At 71.0% G+C, this 14,624-nt stretch carries 13 protein-coding genes; 10 read left to right on the top strand and 3 right to left on the bottom strand.

All coding sequences use genetic code 11. From position 1 onward, the window contains the following. Positions 1-76 precede the first annotated feature (76 nt). The 5 genes from shc (at position 77) to STRTU_RS05095 (ending at position 7,202) form a co-directional block, all read left to right on the top strand. Positions 77-2,095 (top strand): squalene--hopene cyclase, encoded by a 2,019-nt coding sequence (gene shc / locus STRTU_RS05115; protein WP_159742441.1) that lies wholly within the window; start codon positions 77-79, stop codon positions 2,093-2,095. Continuing rightward, complete coding sequence (locus STRTU_RS05110; protein WP_159742440.1) at positions 2,095-2,754, top strand: phosphorylase family protein; 660 nt, start codon at positions 2,095-2,097, stop codon at positions 2,752-2,754. Before shc ends, STRTU_RS05110 begins: the two co-directional genes overlap by 1 nt. A 5-nt stretch (positions 2,755-2,759) precedes the next feature. Further along, complete coding sequence (hpnH, locus tag STRTU_RS05105; RefSeq protein WP_159742439.1) at positions 2,760-3,785, top strand: adenosyl-hopene transferase HpnH; 1,026 nt, start codon at positions 2,760-2,762, stop codon at positions 3,783-3,785. Positions 3,786-3,915: 130 nt separating this feature from the next. Then, positions 3,916-5,823, top strand: coding sequence for a 1-deoxy-D-xylulose-5-phosphate synthase (dxs, locus tag STRTU_RS05100; protein ID WP_159742438.1), 1,908 nt, complete (start codon positions 3,916-3,918; stop codon positions 5,821-5,823). Beyond that, the gene (locus STRTU_RS05095) at positions 5,820-7,202 is read left to right on the top strand and encodes an aspartate aminotransferase family protein (protein WP_159742437.1); all 1,383 of its coding nucleotides are present in this window, start codon (positions 5,820-5,822) and stop codon (positions 7,200-7,202) included. The genes dxs and STRTU_RS05095 overlap by 4 nt, the downstream gene beginning before the upstream one ends. Positions 7,203-7,231: 29 nt before the next feature. Here the strand turns inward: STRTU_RS05095 and STRTU_RS05090 are convergent, their stop codons facing one another. Continuing rightward, positions 7,232-8,041: a tyrosine-protein phosphatase gene (locus tag STRTU_RS05090; protein WP_159742436.1), complete on the bottom strand. Its 810-nt coding sequence runs from the start codon at positions 8,039-8,041 to the stop codon at positions 7,232-7,234. 255 nt (positions 8,042-8,296) lie between these two features. Here STRTU_RS05090 and STRTU_RS05085 point away from each other — a divergent pair, with 255 nt between their 5' ends. Beyond that, a complete protein-coding gene (locus tag STRTU_RS05085) occupies positions 8,297-9,097 on the top strand; it encodes an SGNH/GDSL hydrolase family protein (RefSeq protein ID WP_159742435.1) in 801 nt (266 codons plus the stop codon). A 69-nt stretch (positions 9,098-9,166) separates the two neighbouring features. Here the strand turns inward: STRTU_RS05085 and STRTU_RS05080 are convergent, their stop codons facing one another. Continuing rightward, positions 9,167-9,628 (bottom strand): ATP-binding protein, encoded by a 462-nt coding sequence (locus STRTU_RS05080; RefSeq protein WP_246240127.1) that lies wholly within the window; start codon positions 9,626-9,628, stop codon positions 9,167-9,169. Between the two features lie 136 nt (positions 9,629-9,764). On the opposite strand from STRTU_RS05080, the gene STRTU_RS05075 reads away from it, so the two are divergent. The 3 genes from STRTU_RS05075 to STRTU_RS05065 are packed head-to-tail and all read left to right on the top strand — an operon-like array spanning position 9,765 to position 11,815. Further along, positions 9,765-10,631 carry a helix-turn-helix domain-containing protein gene (locus STRTU_RS05075; protein ID WP_159742434.1) on the top strand — a complete coding sequence of 289 codons (867 nt, stop codon included), beginning with the start codon at positions 9,765-9,767 and terminating at the stop codon, positions 10,629-10,631. 3 nt (positions 10,632-10,634) lie between these two features. Continuing rightward, positions 10,635-10,913, top strand: coding sequence for a DUF397 domain-containing protein (locus tag STRTU_RS05070; protein WP_159742433.1), 279 nt, complete (start codon positions 10,635-10,637; stop codon positions 10,911-10,913). After that, positions 10,910-11,815 (top strand): SAM-dependent methyltransferase, encoded by a 906-nt coding sequence (locus STRTU_RS05065; RefSeq protein WP_174878807.1) that lies wholly within the window; start codon positions 10,910-10,912, stop codon positions 11,813-11,815. Before STRTU_RS05070 ends, STRTU_RS05065 begins: the two co-directional genes overlap by 4 nt. On the opposite strand, the gene STRTU_RS05060 is transcribed toward STRTU_RS05065, so the two are convergent. Further along, positions 11,788-12,783 carry a carbohydrate kinase family protein gene (locus STRTU_RS05060; RefSeq protein WP_159742432.1) on the bottom strand — a complete coding sequence of 332 codons (996 nt, stop codon included), beginning with the start codon at positions 12,781-12,783 and terminating at the stop codon, positions 11,788-11,790. The two genes, STRTU_RS05065 and STRTU_RS05060, sit on opposite strands and share 28 nt — an antisense overlap. Positions 12,784-13,167: 384 nt before the next feature. Between STRTU_RS05060 and STRTU_RS05055 the strand changes: the two genes are divergently transcribed. After that, positions 13,168-14,574 carry an NAD(P)/FAD-dependent oxidoreductase gene (locus STRTU_RS05055; RefSeq protein ID WP_159742431.1) on the top strand — a complete coding sequence of 469 codons (1,407 nt, stop codon included), beginning with the start codon at positions 13,168-13,170 and terminating at the stop codon, positions 14,572-14,574. The last annotated feature ends 50 nt before the right edge of the window (positions 14,575-14,624 follow it).

The raw sequence follows: 14,624 nt of genomic DNA, 5'->3' as shown, positions 1-14,624 counted from the left end.
CGGCCGGTGCCAGCCGGGCGCCGGCCGACGGAATCCCTGAGCACGCTTTTCACAGTTCACTGCAGAAGGGGAAGCCATGACAGCGACGACCGACGGAAGCACCGGGGCACTGCCGCCCCGGGCCCCCTCGGCCAGCGATGCCACCGCTGAGAAGACCACCACCACCGCTCCCACGCGCACCGCCGTACGGCAGGACACGGCGGAGGCCGCCCGGCGCGCGACCGCACGCGCCACCGACCATCTGCTGTCCGTCCAGGACCCCGCAGGATGGTGGAAGGGCGACCTCGAAACCAACGTCACGATGGACGCCGAAGACCTGCTGCTCCGTCAGTTCCTCGGCATCCAGGACCCGCAGCTCACCGAAGCCGCCGCCCGCCACATCCGCGGGGAGCAGCGCGCGGACGGTACCTGGGCCACCTTCTACGGCGGGCCCGGCGAACTCTCCGCCACCATCGAGGCCTATGTCGCCCTGCGGCTCGCCGGGGACGCCCCGGACGCACCGCACATGGACCGGGCCGCCGCCTGGATCCGCCAGCAGGGCGGGATCGCCGCGGCCCGCGTCTTCACCCGCATCTGGCTGGCGCTCTTCGGCTGGTGGAAGTGGGACGACCTGCCCGAACTCCCGCCGGAAATCCTCTACTTCCCCAAGTGGTTCCCGCTCAACATCTATGACTTCGGGTGCTGGGCGCGACAGACCATCGTGCCGCTGACCATCGTCTCGGCCAAGCGCCCGGTCCGCCCCGCGCCGTTCGCCCTCGACGAGCTGCACACCGATCCGCGCCACCCCAACCCGCCGCGGCCGCTCGCCCCCGCCACCAGCTGGGACGGGGTCTTCCAGCGCCTCGACAAGGCGCTGCACCTCTACCGCAAGGTCGCCGTCCGCCCGCTGCGCACCGCCGCGATGCGCGCCGCCGCCCGCTGGATCATCGAACGGCAGGAGAACGACGGCTGCTGGGGCGGCATCCAGCCCCCGGCGGTCTACTCCGTCATCGCCCTGCACCTGTCCGGCTACGACCTCGACCACCCCGTGCTGCGCGCCGGTCTGGCCTCCCTCGACCGGTTCGCCGTATGGCGCGACGACGGTACCCGGATGATCGAGGCCTGCCAGTCCCCGGTCTGGGACACCTGTCTGGCGACCATCGCGCTGGCCGACGCCGGACTGCCCGCCGACCACCCGCAGCTGCTCAAGGCCGCCGAGTGGATGCTCGCCGAGCAGATCGACCGGCCCGGTGACTGGAGCGTCAAACGGCCCCAACTCCCGTCCGGGGGCTGGGGTTTCGAGTTCGAGAACGACAACTACCCGGACATCGACGACACCGCGGAAGTGGTGCTCGCGCTGCGCCGGGTCCGGCACCCCGATCCGCTGCGGGTCGACGCCGCGGTCCGCCGCGCGGTGCGCTGGAACCTCGGTATGCAGTCCAGGAACGGGGCCTGGGGCGCCTTCGACGTCGACAACACCAGCCCGTTCCCCAACCGGCTGCCGTTCTGCGACTTCGGGGAGGTCATCGACCCGCCGTCGGCCGATGTCACCGCCCATGTCGTCGAGATGCTCGCCGATGCCGGCCGGACGCACGACCGGCGCACCCGCCGCGGGATCGCCTGGCTGCTGGCCGAACAGGAGCCCAACGGGTCGTGGTTCGGCCGCTGGGGCACCAACTACCTCTACGGCACGGGCTCGGTGCTCCCCGCGCTCGCCGCGGCCGGTGTCCCCGGCGCGCACCCCGCGGTCCGCCGGGCCGTGCGCTGGCTGGAGCAGGTGCAGAACGACGACGGCGGCTGGGGTGAGGACCAGCGGTCCTACCAGGACAAGGAACAGTGGGCGGGGCGCGGCGCCTCGACCGCCTCGCAGACCGCCTGGGCGCTGATGGCGCTGCTCGCGGCCGGGGAGCGGGACACCGAGACGGTGCGGCGCGGGGTGCGCTGGCTGACCGAGACCCAGCGCGAGGACGGGACCTGGGACGAGCCGTACTTCACCGGTACGGGCTTTCCCTGGGACTTCTCCATCAACTACCACCTGTACCGCCAGGTCTTCCCGCTGACGGCCCTGGGCCGCTATCTCCACGGGGGACCGGTCGGCGCGCCGGTGGTGTCCTGATGCCCGGACGGCCCCCGACGGACGCGCGGCCGCCGCTGCTGATCGCCTGTGCGCTCGGCATCGAGCGGTTCGCGCTGCGCGGCGGGGGCCGCCGGGGAGCGGCGGGCCCGCGTGTGGTCACGCTCCGCACCGGTATGGGCCCCCAGGCGGCCGAACGCGCCCTCACCGAAGCGCTGAGTGAGGGATCGGCCACCGAGCGTTCCCCGGTGATCGCCAGCGGCTTCTGTGCCGGCCTCGCCCCCGGGATGCGCCCCGGGGACGTGGTCGTCGCCGAGGCCACCCGCGGCCACGACAGCGCCTCGGCGGAGACGCCCTGCCGTGACAACGGCCCGCTGCTCCGCGCCCTGCGAGAGCGCGGTCTGACCGTGCACAGCGGGCTGCTGTGCGGCTCCGACCATGTCGTACGCGGTGCGGAGCGGGCCGAGCTGCATGCCGCCGGGGCGGTCGCGGTGGACATGGAGTCCGCCGCGACCCTCCGCGCCGCCAGTGCGGCCGGACCCCGTCCGGTTGCGGCCGTCCGGGTGGTCGTGGACGCTCCAGAACATGAACTCGTACGTATCGGCACCGTGCGCGGTGGAATATCGGCCTTCCGGGTACTGCGCTCCGTACTTCCCGTTTTCCATGAATGGCACCGTTCTTTGCTGCTCCCCTGGAGGTGAGCCAGATGGCCATGCCGCTCCGTCAGTCCATCCGGGTCGGTACCTATCTCTTTGAACAGAAGGTGATCCGGCGGCGGGAGAAGTTCCCGCTCATTGTCGAGCTGGAACCGCTTTTCGCCTGCAATCTGAAATGCGAGGGCTGCGGGAAGATCCAGCATCCGGCGGGCGTGCTCAAGCAGCGTATGCCGGTGGCGCAGGCGGTCGGGGCGGTGCTGGAATCGGGCGCTCCGATGGTCTCCATCGCCGGTGGCGAGCCCTTGATGCATCCGCAGATCGACGAGATCGTGCGGCAGTTGGTGGCGAAGCGGAAGTACGTGTTCCTGTGCACCAACGCGATGCTGTTGCGCAAGAAGCTGGAGAAGTTCACGCCCTCGCCGTATTTCGCCTTCGCGGTGCACATCGACGGTATGCGGGAACGCCACGATGAATCCGTCGCCAAGGAAGGCGTTTTCGACGAGGCGGTGGCGGCGATCAAGGAGGCCAAGCGGCACGGCTTCCGGGTCACCACCAACTCCACCTTCTTCAACACCGACACCCCGCAGACCATCATCGAGGTGCTCAACTTCCTCAATGACGATCTGCAGGTCGACGAAATGATGCTCTCGCCCGCCTACGCCTACGAGAAGGCCCCCGACCAGGAGCACTTCCTCGGCGTCGAACAGACCCGGGAGCTGTTCAAGAAGGCCTTCGCCGGCGGCAACCGGCGCCGCTGGCGGCTCAACCACAGTCCGCTCTTCCTGGACTTCCTGGAGGGCAAGACGGACTTCCCCTGCACGGCCTGGGCGATCCCCAACTACTCCCTGTTCGGCTGGCAGCGCCCCTGCTACCTCATGAGCGACGGGTACGTCCCGACGTACCGGGAGCTGATCGACGAGACCGACTGGGACAAGTACGGCCGAGGCAAGGACCCGCGCTGCGCCAACTGCATGGCGCACTGCGGCTACGAGCCGACCGCCGTCCTCGCCACCATGGGCTCCCTGAAGGAGTCCCTCCGGGCGGCCAGGGACGCCGTCGCGGGAAACCGCAGCTGACCCGTTGCGCACGGGGAGCCCGCCGCCACGGCTCCCCGGTCTGCCGGTCCGGCCCGGCTCATACGCCCTGCGACGTATGAGCCGGACCGGGCCGGTCACCGTCCGCTGAATCAGCAGAGGGGGACCGACCATGACGCTGCTGGAGCACATCCGGGAGCCACAGGACCTCAAGGCGCTGCCCGAGGTGCGGCTGCCCGAACTCGCCACGGAGATCCGGGACTTCCTCGTCCAGGCCGTGGCCCGCACCGGCGGCCATCTGGGGCCCAACCTGGGCGTGGTCGAGCTGACCATCGCCCTGCACCGGGTCTTCGACTCGCCCGCCGACCGCATCCTGTGGGACACCGGCCACCAGACGTATGTGCACAAGCTGCTGACCGGGCGCCAGGACTTCTCCAAGCTCCGGGCCAAGGGCGGGCTGTCCGGCTACCCGTCGCGCGCCGAGTCCCCGCACGACGTCATCGAGAACAGCCATGCCTCGACGGTGCTGGGCTGGGCCGACGGTCTGGCCAGGGCCCGTCAGCTGCGCGGCGAGGACAGCCATGTCGTGGCCGTCATCGGCGACGGCGCGCTGACCGGCGGGATGGCCTGGGAGGCGCTCAACAACATCGCCGCCGCCAAGGACCGCCCGCTGATCATCGTCGTCAACGACAACGCACGCTCCTACGCCCCCACCATCGGCGGGCTCGCCACCCACCTCGCCACGCTACGCACCACCGACGGCTATGAGAAGTTCCTCGCCTGGGGCAAGGACGTACTCCAGCGCACCCCGGTCGTCGGACAGCCGCTCTACGGGTCGCTGCACGGCGCCAAGAAGGGCTTCAAGGACACCTTCGCGCCCCAGGGCATGTTCGAGGACCTGGGGCTGAAGTACGTCGGACCGATCGACGGCCATGACCTCTCGGCCGTCCAGTCCGCGCTGCGCAGCGCGGCGGGCTTCCACGGGCCGGTCCTGGTGCACTGCCTCACCGAGAAGGGCCGCGGCCATTCGCCCGCCCTGGAGGACGAGGCGGACCGCTTCCACACCGTCGGGGCGGTGATCCCGGCCCCGGCGGACGCCGGTCGGGGCCCCGGGACCCGTACGCCGGTCATCCCGCCCGCGGCCCCCACCTGGACCTCGGTGTTCGGCGACGAGATGGTCCGGATCGGCGCCGAGCGTGCGGATGTCGTCGCGCTCACGGCGGCGATGCTGCGGCCGGTCGGGCTCGGGAAGTTCGCCGAGGCGTATCCCGGCCGGGTGTGGGACGTGGGCATCGCCGAACAGCATGCGGCCGTCTCGGCGGCGGGACTGGCCACCGGCGGACTGCACCCGGTCGTCGCGGTCTACGCCACCTTCCTCAACCGCGCCTTCGACCAGGTGCTGATGGATGTCGCGCTGCACCGGTGCGGGGTGACCTTCGTCCTGGACCGGGCCGGCATCACCGGCACCGACGGCGCCTCGCACCACGGCATGTGGGATCTGTCGGTGCTCGGTGTCGTTCCGGGCCTGCGGATCGCCGCACCGCGCGACGCCGACCAGCTCCGCGCCCAGCTGCGCGAAGCCCTGGACATCGCCGACGCACCGACCGTCATCCGCTTCCCCAAGGAGCCGGTGGCCGACCCGATCCCGGCCGTGGACCGGATCGGCGGTGTCGATGTGCTGCACCGGGCGCCCCGGCCGGACGTCCTGCTGGTCGCCGTCGGGGCGATGGCCCCGGTCTGTCTGCGGGCCGCCGAACTGCTCGCGGCGCGCGGTGTGGGCACGACCGTCGTCGACCCGCGGTGGGTCAAACCGGTCGACGCCGTCCTGCCACCACTCGCCACGGAGCACGCCCTGGTGGCCGTCGTCGAGGACAACAGCCGCAACGGGGGCATCGGCTGGGCGGTCGGACAGGCGCTGCGGGACGCCGATGTGGAGGTGCCGCTGCGCACCTTCGGCATCCCCGACCAGTTTCTGGCGCACGCCAAGCGGGGTGAGCTGCTGGCCGACCTCGGCCTCACCCCGGCCGAGATCGCCGGCCGGATCAGCGCTGCGCTGACCCGTAAGGAGAAGCAGTCGTGACCGGATTCGACCTGACCGAGCTGCTCGCCGAGCGCGGCAGCGAGCGCTACGCCCTGCACACCCGCCATCTCAACCACCAACTGCCGCGGATGCTGCACACCATCGGCTTCGACAAGGTTTACGAGCGGGCCGAGGGCGCCTACTTCTGGGACGCCGACGGCCAGGACTACCTGGACATGCTCGCGGGATTCGGGGTGATGGGCCTCGGCCGGCACCACCCCGTCGTCCGGAAGGCGCTGCACGACGTCCTGGACGCCCAGCTGGCCGATCTCACCCGCTTCGACTGCCAGCCGCTGCCCGGTCTGCTCGCCGAGAAGCTGCTGGCCCACGCGCCCCATCTCGACCGGGTCTTCTTCGGCAACAGCGGCACCGAAGCCGTCGAGACCGCGCTGAAGTTCGCCCGCTACGCCACCGGCCGCCCCCGCGTCCTCTACTGCACCCATGCCTTCCACGGCCTGACCACCGGCTCGCTCTCCGTCAACGGCGAGGACGGCTTCCGGGACGGCTTCGCCCCGCTGCTGCCGGACACCGCCGTCGAACTGGGTGATCTGGCCGCGCTGGAGCGGGAGTTGAAGCGCGGCGACGTGGCGGGCTTCGTGGTCGAGCCCATCCAGGGCAAGGGCGTCCACGCGGCCCCGCCCGGGTTTCTGCGCGCCGCCCAGGAACTGCTGCACCGGCACAAGGCCCTGCTGATCGCCGATGAGGTGCAGACCGGCCTGGGCCGCACCGGCGACTTCTTCGCCTACCAGCACGAGGACGGTGTCGCACCGGATCTGGTGTGTGTGGCCAAGGCGCTGTCCGGCGGATATGTGCCGGTCGGGGCGACCCTCGGCAAGGACTGGATCTTCAAGAAGGTCTACTCGTCCATGGACCGGGTGCTGGTGCACTCCGCCAGCTTCGGCGCCAACGCCCAGGCGATGGCCGCCGGTCTGGCGGTGCTCTCGGTACTGGAGGACGAGCAGCTGGTGGCCGGCGCCCGGCGCACCGGCGACTTGCTGCGCTCCCGGCTGGCGGAGCTGATCCCCCGGTACGAGCTGCTGCACGAGGTGCGGGGCCGCGGCCTGATGATCGGCATCGAGTTCGGCCGCCCGAAGTCCCTGGGTCTGCGGAGCCGCTGGACGATGCTGCAAACAGCCCGCAAGGGGCTGTTCGCGCAGATGGTCGTGGTGCCGCTGCTCCAGCGGCACCGGATTCTGACCCAGGTCTCCGGTGACCATCTGGAGGTCATCAAGCTGATTCCGCCGCTGATCATCGGCGAGCGGGAAGTGGACCGTTTCGTCGAGGCGTTCACGGCCGTCATGGACGACGCCCATGGGGGCGGCGGCCTGATGTGGGACTTCGGGCGGACGCTGGTCAAACAGGCGGTCGCCAACCGCTGAGACCGTCGACGGGGGCGGACGCGCTCCCGTCAGTCCGTCAGCAGCTGGTCACGCAGCCGCTCGCGGACGGCGGGCGTCAGCTTCAGACCGTCGGTGAGGTACTTCTCCGTCGAGCCCCAGGTCCGGTGGATCGCGTCGTAGGCGGCCGTGAGGTAGTCGGCGTGCGCCCCGAACAGCGGCGAGAGCAGCTCCATGACCTCCTGCGACATCCCGACCGCGGAGTTGTCGGAGCGGCGGATCTTGTAGCGGCGGTGGGGATCGTTGGACTTGAGGTAGTCCGCCTCGATCGCCTCCCGCTCCACCCCGACGGCGAGCAGGGTCACGGCGATGGACAGGCCCGCCCGGTCCTTGCCGGCCGCACAGTGCATCAGCGCCGGGACGCTGTCCTCGGAGAGCGCATGCAGCACCCTGCTGTGGTCCTCGGTGCGGGTGGTGATGATGTGGCGGTAGGTCTCGGCCATACGGGCCGCGGCCTTGCCGTCGCCGAGCGCGGAACGCAGCTGGTCCAGTTCCCCGTCGCGCACCATCGTCCAGAATTCCGCGCCATCGGCCGGGTCGGTGAGCGGAATGTTCACATTGCGTACGCCGGGAAGCGTGACATCGGGGCCTTCCAGCTTGATGTCCGAGGAATTACGGAAATCGAAGATGGTGTGCAGTCCGAGGGTCGCCAGAAAGGCGGCGTCCGTCTCGGTCGCATGGGCGAGGTGACCACTGCGGAACAGCCTGCCCTCCCGTACGCGACGCCCGTCCACGGTCGGCAGACCGCCCACATCGCGGAAGTTGCGGACCTCCGTGAGCTCGGGCTGGGCCTGTGGGACCTGCGGCGTCTGCTGCGTCACGGGCGCGCTCCTCGGGTTCGGCCGCCGACGCTGCTCGTCGACGAGGCGGGGCACCTCCGACGATACGACACCGAGGCAAGAGGCAATCGGGCCGTCTCGGCCGCGGCATACCGCGCCGTGAAGTGCCCGGGAAGCGAGCGGCGGTCCACCGTTATTCCAACTTGAGCAGAATTTGACCTGGTGGCATTAATCACCCCTCGTCAACCCCTGGTTACGATGGCGTAAGTCACTTATTGAGGTGAAGTATGTCCTGACGTGGCAGACGATTCGAAATACTTCAGCAACGGCGCCGCGGGCGCCATCGGGTCGTACGCAGCCGTCGGGGACAGCTTTACAGAGGGGGTCGGGGATCCCGGCCCTGACGGGGCGTACATCGGTTGGGCGGACCGGCTCGCGGTCCTGCTCTCGGACCAACAGGCCGAGGGAGACTTCCGCTATGCGAATCTCGCGGTCAGGGGCCGGCTCCTGGACCAGATCGTGGAGGAGCAGGTGCCCCGGGCGAAAGCCCTCGCCCCCGCGCTGGTGACGTTCTGCGCCGGCGGCAATGACATCCTGCGGCCGGGCTCGGACCCGGACGCGGTCGCCGAGCGCTATGAGGCGGCGGTCGCCGAGCTGCGGGAGACGGTCGGCACGGTCCTGCTCTGCACCGGCTTCGACACCCGCGGTATCCCCGTCCTCAAGCATCTGCGCGGCAAGATCGCGACGTATACGGCCCATGTCCGGGCCATCGCGGACCGGCACGGGAGCCCGGTCCTGGACCTGTGGTCGCTCAAGTCGGTGCAGGACCGGCGGGCATGGAGCGACGACCGGCTGCATCTGTCGGCCGACGGGCACACCCGGGTGGCGCTGCGCGCGGCACAGGTGCTCGGGCTGCCGGTGCCGGCCGATCCGGACCAGCCCTGGCCGCCGGAGGCGGAGCGCTCGGCGGCCGAGGCGCGGCGGGACAACATCCACTGGGCGCGGGAGCATCTCGTGCCGTGGATCGGACGCCGGCTGCGCGGCGAGTCCTCCGGTGATCATGTCGAGCCCAAGCGGCCCGATCTGCTGCCGCTGTAGGGCGGCCGCGGGCCGGACCGGGCCCGTGGCATGACTGAGGCCCCGATTCCGCGGATGCGGAGCGGGGCCTCAGCGGGCGCGCGAGGAGTACGGCAGGTCCGCCCAGACCACCCGGCCGTGACCGCTGTCGGCGGGCCGCGACCCCCAGCTCTCGGACAGCGCGCCGACGAGGAACAGCCCCCGTCCGCACTCCTGGTCCACGCTGCCGGGCTGGATGTGCGGCGCCGAGTCCTGCGGACCGCCCTGGTCCGTGATCTCTATGCGGATGTGCGCACCGAAGAGGGCCAGCTCACAGCCGACCTTCTCGCTGTCGGTGTGCCGCACCGCGTTGGTGAACAGCTCGGAGACCACCAACTCCACGTCGTCGCGGACTTGTTGATCCGCGCCCCACTCGCTCAGCAGCGCACTGACGCGTCTGCGCGCCTCGGGAACGGACGTGCGTCGCGCCGGCAAGTGGAACGCGTCCTGCGGGTACTGGGCGACAAAGCCGCCACAGCGCCCTAACGAAGGAGCGTTGTTGGAGGAAGCCACGCCGTAACTATGTGCGATGCCGGTCACCGATGGCAAGGATCAGTCTGCAATTTGCAGAATCGTAAGCGCAGTCTGTTCGTGTTGCTGACGGCATGACACACTGCTGACCACTGAAGTCAGTTGGAGGCGATCGAACGTGGCGGACCCACGGTCGGCAGGTGCACCCACCGTCCTGCGGGTGGTGCTCGGCAAGAGATTGCAGGACCTGCGCGAGAAAGCGGGCCTCTCCTTCGAGCAGGCCGCCGCGGCCCTCGATGTGACCCACGCCACCATCCGGCGGATGGAAAAGGCCGAGGTCGGCCTCAAGCTCCCCTACGTCGAGAAGCTGCTGGCGACCTACGGCGTCACCGACGCGGAGGAGATCGAGGGCTTTGTCTCCCTCGCCCGCGAGGCCAACAAGCCCGGCTGGTGGCACCGCTTCCGCGATGTGCTGCCCGAGTGGTTCAGCGCCTTCGTCAGCCTGGAGAGCGAAGCCAACCTCATCCGGGCCTACCAGCCGCACTACGTCCCCGGACTGTTGCAGACCGAGGACTATGCCGCCGCCGTCCTGAAGGCCGGGATGCCGCACGCCTCCGCAAAGGACATCGACCGCATCGTCGCGCTGCGCATGGAACGGCAGTCGCTGCTGACCCGTGACAACGCGCCGATGCTGTGGGTGGTCATGGACGAGACCGTGCTGCGGCGCGCGATCGGCGGGCCGAAGGTGATGCGCGACCAGGTCACCCGGCTGATGGAAGGCGCCGCGCTGCCGAACGTCCGGCTGCAGATCATGCCCTTCGCCGCGGGCCCGCACCCCGCCATGTACGGCCCTTTTCACCTCTTCCGCTTCCCGATCCCGGAACTCCCGGACATCGCGTACGCGGAAAGCCTCGTCGGAGCCGTGTACTTCGACCAGCGCAACGACGTCTCGCAGTTCCTGGAGGCCCTGGACCGGATGTGTGCGCAGGCCGCGCCGGCACACACCACCGAGGCCATTCTGGGTGGCTTTCGCAAGGAGATCTGAACCATGGATCGCATACGTATCTACAACGGCATGCCCGCCACGGAACTGGGCACCGAGGGCTGGCACAAGCCGTGGAGCGGCGGAAACGGGGGCGAGTGCGTCGAGGCCATGCGGCTGGGGGACGGCCGGATAGCGCTGCGGCAGTCGACCGACCCGGACGGCCCGGCCCTGATCTACACCCACCGCGAGATGGTGAGCTTCATCGAGGGGGCGAAGGCCGGCCACGCCGACTTCCTGCTGGCCGCGGCGCCGGGCCGCCGCACCGAACGGAGGACGGCATGAGCGAGCAGGGTATATCCCAGGGGGCGCCGGACGACGAGGTCCCGGAGATCGGACCGTACGCCCCGGGGCCCGAGCACTCGGGCTTCTCGGTAGCGGAGATCGACACCAGCCGCCCGCACCCCGCCCGGATGTACGACTACTACCTCGGCGGCTGGGACAACTACGAGGTCGACCGGGTGGCTGCGGAACGCGTCATCGAGGTCCACCCCCAGGTACGGCTCAGCGCCCGCGCCAACCGCGCGTTCATGCGGCGGGCGGTGCGCGAGCTGGTCGCCGGCGGTATCCGCCAGATCATCGACATCGGCACCGGCATCCCCACCTCGCCCAACACCCATGAGGTGGCCCGCGAGACCGCCCCCGACACCCGCGTGGTCTACGTCGACAACGACCCGATCGTCGCCACCCACGCCGGGGCCCGGCTGACCAACACCGACCGCACCGGATTCGTGCTCGGCGATGTCCGCGACCCCGAGGCGCTGCTGGACCACCCCACCGTCCGGGAGCTGATCGACTTCGGTCAGCCGGTGGCGCTGCTGCTGGTGGCCGTACTGCACTTCATCCGGGACGACGAGGACCCCGCCGCGCTCATCGCCACCCTCGCCGACGCGCTCCCCGCGGGCAGCCATCTCGTCCTGACGCATGCCACCGGTGAGCCCTATGCGGCCTACCCGGCCGGCCGCACGGACGAGCGGGCGCGCGATGGCGTGGTGAACGTCTACAAGAGCGCCACCGCCACCCTCAACCTGCGGACGAAGACCGAGATCGAGCCGCTCTTCGGGCCGTTCGCCCCGCTGGAGCCGGGTGTCGTACGGGTCCCGCTGTGGCGGCCGGACGGCCCGGTGCCCGACCCGGAGGAACTCAACAACACCATTTTCTACGGGGGAGTGGGCCGCAAGAGCTGACCGGCCGGGGCGCCCGGTGCCGCCGTGACGGTGGCCTGCGGCGCCGGGCCGAGGGCCGCGTGCAGCTCCTCCCGTCCGATGAGGTCGGTATGCGTGCCGCGCGAGGTACAGGCATGGGCCCCCGCGACGGCGCCCAGCCGCGCACACTCCTCCAGGTCCCGGCCGGCCAGCCTGCCGTAGAGGAATCCGCTGGTGAACGCGTCGCCCGCGCCACTGCTGTCCACGACGGGGCCGGGCGGGACCACGGCCGGCACCAGACGCGGGGTGCGGTCGTCGGCGCTGAGGAGGTAGGCGCCGCCCGCCCCGGCCGTGGCGATCACCGCTTGGGCGCGCCCCTCGTGCAGGATCTCCCGCATCACCGACGCGATCCGTTCGCCCGCCCCGGCGGTACTGAGGAACACCAGGTCGGAGCGGAGGGCGAACTCCCGGTGATGGTCCGTCAGCCCGTCCCAGTCGTGCAGATCCGTGGAGACGGGCAGGCCCAGCGCCTCGATGTCGTCGTACAGGAAACGGGCGAAGTTCATGATCGACACATGGACGTGCCGGGCGCGGCGCAGCGGAGGCAGATAGTGCTCGGGCGGCATCCGCAGCTCGGCCGGGTCGCGGGCGTCGTAGAACGACATCCGGCGGCCGTCCGGAGCGACGAGGCTGACGGCCCGGCGGGTGCCGTGCGGTGAGATCAGCGGCCGGAAGTCGACACCGCTGCCGGCCAGCCGCTCACGGACCAGCGTGCCCGGATGGTCGTCGCCGATGAAGTCCACGAACCCGGTGGTGAGCCCGAGCGCGGCACAGCCGAGCGCGACACCGGTGCCGGTGTGCCCGGCGCCTTCGTGCAGCGGCGGGACCGGATAGGAATCGGCGAGCGGCACGGGCAGCGCGCCGACCGACACAAGAGTGTCCACGCCCGACCCGCCGACGACGAGTACGTCATAGGCGTCATACGGCTCAGAATCCTGCTGGAATGTCACAAGCGTCCCTGAATCCCTTGCTGGTGAGACCGTTTTGCGGACGGGGTGCATCCGCTGCCGGGAGTCTAGACGCAGGCTCGTCCCATGACGGGATGTCAGGGATGGCGGTGACACGGGAAGGGGAGGGCACGCACGGAGCCCGGCCGGTGTTCTGTGGCCAAGGGTGAACGGGCGACGCAGGATGACGGCGAGAACGGCCGAGGGCACCAGGAACATTGGCGGAAAGGGCCGTTGACGCGGCTGCTGGGCGCCCTGAAGGCTGTCGCCAACGATCATCAGGTTCTGCGGACGGTGCCCAGGTGCTCCCCGGGCTGGCCGGTCCGGGGAGAGAAACGAGTGGGCCGTACGGCGGCCGTACCACGCCGTCGGGGGAGCGAGGCAAGGGTGACAGAGCACTCCAATGGCGGGCGCGGCGCGATCGTGATCGGTGGCGGCCTCGCCGGGATGCTGGCCGTCACCGCCCTGCTCGGGCACGTCGAGACGGTCACCGTCGTCGAGCGCGACCGCTATCCGGAGGGGCGCGCCTTCCGCAAGGGCGTCCCGCAGGCCCGCCATCTGCACGTCCTGTTGAGCGGTGGCAGCCTCGCCATGGAGGAGCTGCTGCCCGGCACGGTCGCCGCGCTCGGCGAAGCGGGCGCCCGCGGCCTGTATCTGTCGCGCGATCTGCTCACCCGTACCCCCACCGGCTGGCAGCGCCGCTTCGACGAGCGCCGTCATCGCAGCCTCAGCGTCACCCGGCCGGTGCTGGACTCCGTCGTACGCGAGCGCGCGCTGCGGGCGGCGGCAGAGTCGGCCACCCGGGTCGAGGTTCTCGAAGCGACCGAGGCCACCGGGCTGACCGGGGACGCCGGGCAGGTGACCGGGGTCCGGGTGCGGTCCCGGGACGGTGCGCGGGGCGGGCGCTCCGAGCGGGAGCTGTCGGCCGGGCTCGTCGTGGACGCCTCCGGCCGCGGTTCCCGCGCCCCGCAGTGGTTCGCCGAACTGGGCCGGTCCGCACCGCAGGAGGAGTCCGTGGACGCGGGGCTCGCCTACGCCACCCGGATGTACCGCCCCAAGGACCCCGATACGGCACCGGACGCGGGGGTCACCATCCCGGGCTGGCCCGAGTGCCCGCGCGGTGCGGCGTATGTCCCCGTCGAGGACGGCAATTGGCTGGCGATCCTCTCCGGGGTGCGCGGGGACCACCCGCCCACGGACGCCGCGGAGTTCACCGCCTTCAGCGCCACCGTCGGCGACCCGTACATCCATGAACTGCTCGCCCAGGCCGAACCGCAGTCGCCGGTGCACGCCTTCCGAGACACCCGCAACCGCCGCCGGCACTTCGAACGGCCCGGTGCCCTGCCCGAAGGGCTCCTCGTCCTGGGGGACGCCGCCTGCACCTTCAACCCCATCTACGGGCAGGGCATGTCGGTCGCCGCCCTGGGCGCGCTGGCCGTGAGCGGCACGCTCGCGGCCGGCGGCGGTCTGCGCCCCGGGGTCACCGCCGAGGCGCAGCGGGCGGTGGCCCGCACCGTGGAGCCCGCCTGGCTCACCGCGGTCGGCGCGGACCGCCCGTACGCGAGCCCCGACGACGCCACGGCGGGCCTCGGGGAGCGGCTGTCCTCGTGGTACCTCGACCGGCTGGCCGCCCGCGCCGCCATCGACCCGGTCGTCGGCGCGGCCTTCCGGGACGTCTTGAGCCTCACCGCGCCCCCCACCCGTCTCGTCGCCCCGCAGATCGCCCTGCGCACCGTCTTCCTGCCCCGCCACCCGGCTCTGCCCAGCCCGCCCGTGGCCATCGAAGCGATCTGATGTCGCCACTGCGCCCCGGGAAAAGGGGGTGCGGCCGACGGGCGGCTCGG

Origin of the sequence: Streptomyces tubercidicus, from assembly GCF_027497495.1 — a bacterium.
Lineage (GTDB): Bacteria > Actinomycetota > Actinomycetes > Streptomycetales > Streptomycetaceae > Streptomyces > Streptomyces tubercidicus.
Note: the sequence above shows the minus strand (reverse complement) of the source record. Positions and strands in the feature narration are given on the sequence as shown.

Excerpts from the sequence above, each read along its gene's own strand:
- shc (WP_159742441.1), top strand. The coding sequence starts at position 77 with ATGACAGCGACGACCGACGGAAGCACCGGGGCACTGCCGCCCCGGGCC.
- STRTU_RS05110 (WP_159742440.1), top strand. The coding sequence starts at position 2,095 with ATGCCCGGACGGCCCCCGACGGACGCGCGGCCGCCGCTGCTGATCGCC.
- hpnH (WP_159742439.1), top strand. The coding sequence starts at position 2,760 with ATGGCCATGCCGCTCCGTCAGTCCATCCGGGTCGGTACCTATCTCTTT.
- dxs (WP_159742438.1), top strand. The coding sequence starts at position 3,916 with ATGACGCTGCTGGAGCACATCCGGGAGCCACAGGACCTCAAGGCGCTG.
- STRTU_RS05070 (WP_159742433.1), top strand. The coding sequence starts at position 10,635 with ATGGATCGCATACGTATCTACAACGGCATGCCCGCCACGGAACTGGGC.
- STRTU_RS05065 (WP_174878807.1), top strand. The coding sequence starts at position 10,910 with ATGAGCGAGCAGGGTATATCCCAGGGGGCGCCGGACGACGAGGTCCCG.